Origin of the sequence: Methylibium sp. T29-B (assembly GCF_000576225.1) — a bacterium.
GTDB lineage: Bacteria > Pseudomonadota > Gammaproteobacteria > Burkholderiales > Burkholderiaceae_C > Methylibium > Methylibium petroleiphilum.
Genome location: NZ_AZSN01000176.1, coordinates 1 through 6879, shown reverse-complemented (window position 1 = coordinate 6879; position 6879 = coordinate 1). Strand labels below are relative to the sequence as shown.

Annotated in this window: 6 protein-coding genes and 1 pseudogene; 3 read left to right on the top strand and 4 right to left on the bottom strand. The window is 72.2% G+C overall.

From position 1 onward, the window contains the following. From Y694_RS18635 to Y694_RS18625, 3 genes and pseudogenes are all read left to right on the top strand, one after another. Positions 1 to 553: DUF3306 domain-containing protein (locus tag Y694_RS18635; RefSeq protein ID WP_036235239.1), on the top strand; the 553-nt coding region annotated here is incomplete at its 5' end. Further along, a pseudogene (locus Y694_RS18630) lies at positions 501 to 2623 on the top strand (4Fe-4S dicluster domain-containing protein). The gene Y694_RS18635 and the pseudogene Y694_RS18630, both read left to right, overlap by 53 nt. Positions 2624 to 2651: 28 nt before the next feature. Further along, a complete protein-coding gene (locus Y694_RS18625; RefSeq protein WP_051495894.1) occupies positions 2652 to 3278 on the top strand; it encodes a molecular chaperone in 627 nt (208 codons plus the stop codon). Positions 3279 to 3282: 4 nt separating this feature from the next. On the opposite strand, the gene Y694_RS26225 is transcribed toward Y694_RS18625, so the two are convergent. The 4 genes from Y694_RS26225 to Y694_RS18615 form a co-directional block, all read right to left on the bottom strand. After that, positions 3283 to 3849 (bottom strand): sensor histidine kinase, encoded by a 567-nt coding sequence (locus tag Y694_RS26225; RefSeq protein WP_231497779.1) that lies wholly within the window; start codon positions 3847 to 3849, stop codon positions 3283 to 3285. Further along, complete coding sequence (locus tag Y694_RS26220; protein ID WP_231497778.1) at positions 3819 to 4322, bottom strand: HAMP domain-containing protein; 504 nt, start codon at positions 4320 to 4322, stop codon at positions 3819 to 3821. The genes Y694_RS26225 and Y694_RS26220 overlap by 31 nt, the downstream gene beginning before the upstream one ends. Before the next feature lie 8 nt (positions 4323 to 4330). Further along, complete coding sequence (locus Y694_RS26215; RefSeq protein ID WP_231497777.1) at positions 4331 to 5338, bottom strand: cache domain-containing protein; 1008 nt, start codon at positions 5336 to 5338, stop codon at positions 4331 to 4333. A 99-nt stretch (positions 5339 to 5437) separates the two neighbouring features. After that, positions 5438 to 6730, bottom strand: a complete 1293-nt coding sequence (locus Y694_RS18615) for a sigma-54 dependent transcriptional regulator (protein WP_231497776.1) — start codon at positions 6728 to 6730, stop codon at positions 5438 to 5440. Positions 6731 to 6879 lie beyond the last annotated feature (149 nt).

The window sequence follows — 6879 nt, the reverse complement described above, 5'->3', positions numbered from 1 at the left end:
CGTGCCGACCTTGCCCGCCGATCCGGCGGCCGATGCGCCCGCCGAACCGCTGCCGACGCTCGACGACGTGGCGGCGCTGCGGCCCGGCGACGAGGTGTCGCGCTTCGTCGCGCGCGGCGTCGACGAGGACGTCAAGCGCGCGGCGGTGAAGAAGCTGTTCACCGACCCGCACTACAACGTGATGGACGGGCTCGACATCTACATCGACGACTACAGCCAGCCCGACCCGATCCCCATGGCCATGCTGCGCCAGCTGAACCAGGCCAGGTTCATGGGCCTGTTCGCCGCCGAGGAAGCGGCCGAAGCGCAGGCCGAGGCCGAAGCCCGTGCTGCAGCGCAAGCGCCCGCCACGCCCGTCCACCCTGCCGACGCGGTGCCTGTCGCGGAGGCGTCCCCGTCCACCTTTCCCCCTGCCGAGGACGCAGGCGCGAAGGCTCCCGCCGTCGCCGCCGTGCCCCACGCCCCCGATGAAGACCCTGATCTGCAACTGCAACCAGACGATGCCGCTGGACGGCCCGGCGCTGCAACGCGCGCTGGGGCCGGCGGCCTCTGACGGCCTCGACGTCGTCCACACGCTGCTGTGCCGCCGCGAGGCCGGCGCGTTCCAGCGCGCCGCGAAATCGGGCGAGGACCTGGTGGTCGCCTGCACCCAGGAGCAGCGGCTGTTCCTCGAGCTCAACGCCGAGACCGAGGGCGCACCCGGCGTGCAGGAGCGGCCGATCCGCTTCGTCAACCTGCGCGAGACCGGCGGCTGGTCGAAGGACGTGCGTGCACGGCCGTCGACGCTCACGCCCAAGCTCGCCGCGCTGCTGACAGCGGCTCAGTTGCCCGATCCGGAACCGGTCGCCACCGTCGGCTACCGCTCGGCCGGGCGCTGCCTGATCGTCGGCCCGGCCGACGCGGCGCAGCGCGCAGCACTGCTGCTGCAGGACGCACTCGACGTGTCGCTGCTGCTCACGGCGCCCGGCGGCAGGCTGCCGCAGGCGCGCAGCCTGCCGGTCGCGCGGGCCGGGTGACGGCGCTGACCGGCTGGCTCGGTGCCTTCGAGGCGACCTGGACCTCGACCAATCCCATCGACCTGGACCTGTGCACGCGCTGCAATGCCTGTGTCGAGGCCTGCCCCGAGTCGGCGATCGACTTCAGCTACCAGGTCGACCTGGCGAAGTGCAGCGCCCACCGCGACTGCGTGAAGGTCTGCGATGCCGCCGGCGCCATCGACTTCCAGCGTGTGCCGGGCGAGACCACCGAGCGCTTCGACCTCGTGCTCGATCTTGGCGTCGAGCCGCTGATCGGCCTGCACCAGCCGCCCCAGGGCTACTTCCACGCGGCCGACGAGGCCCGGCTCGTGTCCGCGGCGCTGCGCCTGCGCGGGCTGGTGGGCGAGTTCGAGAAGCCCAAGTTCTTCCAGTACAAGCACAAGCTCTGCGCTCACAGCCGCAACGAACGCGAGGGCTGCACCGCCTGCATCGACGTGTGCTCCGCACAGGCCATCGGCAGCCGGCGCAGCGAGGACGGGCCGGAAAAGGGTGGCATCGCCGTCAACCCCAACCTGTGCGTGGGCTGCGGCGCCTGCACCACCGTCTGCCCCAGCGGCGCACTGACCTACGCCACGCCCACGCCGGCGCACCAGGGCCGGCGGCTGCGCACGCTGCTCTCCGCCTACCGCCAGGCCGGCGGGCCCAAGCTCGTGGGTGACGCGGCGCTGCTGCTGCACAGCCAGGGTGCCGGCGTGCAGCTGGTCGACGCGCTCGGTCGCGCGGCGCGCACCGATCCCGCGGTCCGCGGCGTGCCGGCCCGCGTGATCCCGGTCGATGTGTTCCACACCGCCTCGGTCGGGCTCGACCTCTGGCTCGCGGCCATCGCCCAGGGTGCCGCGCAGGTCTGGGTGCTGATGACCGACGAGGAGGCGCCCGACTACCGCGCGGCGGTGGCGGCCCAGATGGCCGTGGGCCAGGCGCTGCTCGACGGACTGGGCTACCGCGGCCGCCACCTGCGGCTGATCGAGGCGCGCGACGTCGCCTCGCTCGACGCGGCGCTGCAGGTCGAGCCGGCGCAGACCGTCGCGCAGCCGGCCGGCTTTGCGGTGCAGGCCGACAAGCGCGCCACGCTCGACCTCGCGCTCGACCACTTGCTGGCCCAGGCGCCGGCGCGGCCGGTGCCCGAGGCGATCGCGCTGCCGGCCGCGTCGCCGTTCGGCAGCCTGCAGATCGACACCGGCAAGTGCACGATGTGCCTGAGCTGCGTGGGCGCCTGCCCCGAGAGCGCGCTGGGCGACAACCCCGAGCGCCCGCAACTGCGCTTCACCGAGAAGAACTGCGTGCAGTGCGGGCTGTGCGTCGTCACCTGCCCGGAGGACGCGCTGGCGCTCGCGCCGCGCCTGTGGCTGGCCGACAGCGGCAAGGCGCGCAAGCAGCCGCGCGTGCTGCACGAGATGCAGCCCTGGGCCTGCGTGAAGTGCGGCAAGCCCTTCGGCACGCAGAAGGCGATCGAGGGCATGCTGACGAAGCTGGCGGGCCACTCGATGTTCCAGGGCGCGGCGCTCGAGCGCCTGAAGATGTGCGGCGACTGCCGCGTGATCGACCTGCACACCAACCCGAACGAAGTGAAGATCACCGACCTCTGAGCCGCGTGAGCGACAGGACTGCCTCCCGATGAAACCGCAACCGATCCAGTTCGCCACGCCGGCCGACGACCGCGAGGAACTCGCGCGGGCCGAGATCTACGGCCTGCTCGCGCAGCTGTTCGTCGCGCCGCCCGATGCCGCCTTCCACGCGCAGCTGCGCGTGGCGCCCACCGAAGCGCCCACGCCCGGCGGCTTTCTCGAGCCGGCCTGGGGCGAGGTGGTGGCCGCCGCGCGGCGCGTGCCGCCGGACGCGGTGGCCGCCGAGTACGACGCGCTGTTCCTCGGTGTCGGGCGGGCCGAGATCTTTCTCTACGGCTCCTTCCATCTGGCGGGCGCGCTGAACGACCGGCCGCTGGTCGAGCTGCGCGCGGACCTGCGCACGCTGGGCCTGGAGCGCGCCGACGGCGTGAGAGAGACCGAGGACCACATCGCCAGCGTCTGCGAGGTGATGCGCTTCCTGATCGCCGGCGACGACCCCGAGATCTGCAACCTGGAGCAGCAGCGGCGCTTCTTCCGCATCCACCTGCAGACCTGGGCCGAGGCGCTGTGCGCTGCCATCGAGGCGCACCCGCGCGCCGACTTCTACCGCGCCGTGGCCGGCTTCCTGCGTGCCTTCGTCGAGGTGGAGACGCAGGGCTTCGACCTGATCGACTAGCGCCTCAGGCCGGCAGCGTCGTCTCCGGCAGTTCGCTGTAGAGCCGCACGCTGAACACCGCGCCGCGCGCGCCGTCGTCGCGGTTGGCCGCGGTCAGCGTGCCGCCGTAGCGCTCGATCAGGCTGCGGCTGATCCACAGGCCCAGGCCGGTGCCGTCGGTCTTGGTGGTGACGAAGGGCTGGAACAGCCGCGACTCGAGCTCCGGTCCCAGCCCGGGGCCGCTGTCGGCCACGTCGATCTGCACACCCTGCACGCGGCCGTCGGCGGCGTGCCAGTCGCGTGTGTGCAGCGACAGCGTGCCGCTGTCGGGCATCGCGTGCAGCGCGTTGATCAGCAGGTTGAGCAGCACCTGCTGCAGCTCCTGGCGGTTGATGGCGGCACTGGCCGTCGCCCGGTCGTCGCGCTGCACCGCGATCCGGGTGCGCGCGAGCTGAGGCCCGACCAGCAGCAGCGAGTCGTCGAGCGCGCGCGCCACGCTCACGCTGTCCACGTAGCCGGCGTATTCGTTCGGGCGCGCAAACTGCAGAAGTTGCGTGACGATCAGCCGCATGCGCTCGATCTGCTCGTCCACCAGCCGCAGCTCGGCGTCGACCTTGGCGGCGGTCTGCGGCCCGAGCAGCTCGCGGAGCAGGTCGAGGTTGCCTGGATCACCGCGATCGGGTTGTTGACCTCGTGCGCGATGCTGGCGGTGAGCTGGCCCACGGTGGCCAGCTTCTCCGAGCGCAGCAGCTGCGCCTGCGCCTGCTCCAGGTCGCGCGTGCGCTCGACCACCTTGCGGTCGAGCTCGTCGCCCCAGCGCTGCAGCGCGCGCGTCTTGTCGTCGATCACGTCGAGCAGGTGGTCCAGGTGGGCGGCGAGCCGGCCGATCTCGTCGGGGTGGTGGCCGGCCGCGCCGACGCGCGCGTCGAGCCCGCCGGCCTCGACCTGCTGCATCGTGCGCGCCATCTGCTCCAGCGGCTTGAAGATGCTGCGCGCCCAGCGCAGCGACACCACGGTGGCGCCGATCATCACGGCGAAGAAGATCGCGCCGATGCTCAGCAGCACGGCGTACTTCAGCCAGGTGAAGGGCCGTTCCAGGTAGCGACGTAGAGCATGCCGACGCGCCGGCCGGCGCCGTCGGCCAGCGGCAGGTAGCCCGAGACGTACCAGTCGTTGACGACGAAGGCGCGGTCCAGCCACGGCTGACCGCCGCCGAGCACGGTGTCGCGTACCGCCTGCGACACGCGGGTGCCGATGGCGCGGTTCTTGGGATCGTCGCCGAACAGCCGCACGTTGGTGCTGATGCGCACATCGTCGAGGAACAGCGTCGCGGTGCCGCGGCTGCCGAAGGGCAGCGCGCCTTCGGGGTAGACGATCTCGTTGATGTGGTCGATGAAGGGCAGGTTGCGGTTCAGCAGCACGCCGGCCTGCACGTGGCCGCGCAGCACGCCGCGTTCGTCGTGCACCGGCGCGGTGGCCAGCACGACCATCGCGCGGTCTTCCTGCGTGCGAGCCGTGGGCGCGGCGTTGCGCGTGCTCACCAGCGGCACCGCGACGCGGTCCTGCAGCGCCGGCGCGAGACGCGCCAGTTCGTCAGGCTGCAGCACCTCGATGCTGGCGCGTGCCCGGCCGCTTTCGGCCGCCGCCGCACGGAACGCCGGCGAGCGCCCGTCGGTGGCCGGGGCCGCGCCGAAGTCGGTGATGCGCAACGTCCCGTCGGGGGCACGCAAGTTGATGAAATCGAGGCCTTCGCGGGCCTTGAACGCCTGCAGCAGTGTCACCCACGTCCCCGCGTCGGCCGACGTCGCCGCCGTGTCGTCGTCCAGCGCACGGTGCAGTGCCTGCGAGTCGGCCACGGCGGCGGCGCTGCTGCCCACCTCGCCGAGCACGCGCTCGAAGTAGCCCTGGGCCACCGCCAGGTCGCTGCGCACCTTGGTGATCAGCAGGCGGTCCAGCGCCACGTTGCCCCAGACCAGCAGCAGCAGGCCCAGCAGCGGCAGCACCACCACCAACGGCAGCAGCACCATCGCCAGCAGCTTGCTGCGGATCGGCAGCCGCTGGAAGCGCTCGTAGAACGTCATCTCAACCGCCCGGTGCAACCCGACGCAGCAGCAGCCGAACGTCGCTGCGCGAACCCAGCGGCGCCCCCTGGGGGGAGCGGCGCAGCCGCAACGGGGGATTCAAGCGACTAGCCATTCGGCGCAGCGCCGCTCCAGTGTGCGGCGCGAGATGCCCAGCAGTTCGGCGGCGCGCGTCTTGTCGCCCTGCACCGACTCCAGCACCGCGAGGATGTGCTGCTTCTCCAGCGTCTGCAGGTCGGTCGGGCCGGCGCTCGCGCCGGTGCGCGACGTAGTTCCGCCGGGGTAGAGCGCTGACACGTTGAGCGCGCCCAGGATCATCGAGCGCTCCACCAGGTTGCGCAGCTCGCGCACGTTGCCGGGCCAGTCGTACTGCTGCAGGTAGGCCATCTCGGCCGGGCTGACGGCGATCGGCTCGACGCCGAGATGCGGCGCCAGCGTGGCGATGAAATGCGCCACCAGCTCGGCGATGTCGTCCTTGTGCTCGCGCAGCGGCGGCAGGCCGATCTCGACCACCTGCAGCCGGTAGTACAGGTCCTTGCGGAAGCGCCCGGCGGCCACCTCGTCGGCCAGCCGCCGGTTGGTGGCGGCGACGATGCGCACGTCGACCGGGATCTGCTGCTCGCTGCCGACCGGACGGATGCGGTGGTCCTCCAGCACGCGCAGCAGTGCAGCCTGCTGGGCCAGCGGCAGTTCGGCGATCTCGTCGAGGAACAGCGTGCCGCCCTGGGCGTAATAGAACAGCCCGTCGCGGCCGTGCGTCGCGCCGGTGAAGGCACCCTGGGCATGGCCGAACAGCTCGCTCTCGATGCGCTCGGGCGCGAGGCTCGCGCAGTTGACCGGCACGAAGGGTTCCGGTGCGCGCGGGCTGTGGCGATGCAGCGCGATCGCCGCCAGCTCCTTGCCGGTACCCGATTCGCCCGACAGCAGCACGGTGCTGGCCACCGGCGCGGCGCGCTGCAGCGCGCGCCTGAGGTTCTGCATCGCCGGCGAGCTGCCCACCAGGCCGTCGAAGCCCTCGCCGCGCTGCGAGATCATGTGCTTGAGCACCCAGTTCTCGCGCTTCAGCAGCGTGCGGTCGAGGCCGTGCTTCACCGCGTTGAGGATCTGCGTCACGCGAAACGGCTTGAGAACCAGGTCGGAGGCGCCCGCGCGCAGCGCCTCGATCGCGGTGTCGAGATCGGCATAGGCGGTGATCAGCACCACCTCGCCGCTGTAGCCCTGCTCGCGCAGCTCGCGAAGCCAGGCGAGGCCGCTCTTCCCGGGCAGCGAGATGTCGAGGATCACCAGGTCGAAGCGGTGCCGGCGCACCAGCGCGTCGGCCTCCTCGGCGCTGGCGGCGCTCTGCACGTTGCCGCAGCGCGGCGCCAGCGTCTTCTCGAGGAAGTTGCGCATGCCTGCTCGTCGTCGACCAGCAGCACCGAGGCGCGCGGCCAGGCGTCGAGTCCGGGGGCGGGAGCGGGCAGGGCGGGGCTGGGCGGGCATGGGGCGGCGGGCAAGGCGGGCAGGGAACGGCTGCGACTGTGGCACAGCCTCACGTTGCC

Bases quoted from the DNA above. Each gene is read 5' to 3' on its own strand.
- Y694_RS18615 (WP_231497776.1), bottom strand. From the start codon at position 6,730: ATGCGCAACTTCCTCGAGAAGACGCTGGCGCCGCGCTGCGGCAACGTG.
- Y694_RS18625 (WP_051495894.1), top strand. From the start codon at position 2,652: ATGAAACCGCAACCGATCCAGTTCGCCACGCCGGCCGACGACCGCGAG.
- Y694_RS26215 (WP_231497777.1), bottom strand. From the start codon at position 5,338: ATGACGTTCTACGAGCGCTTCCAGCGGCTGCCGATCCGCAGCAAGCTG.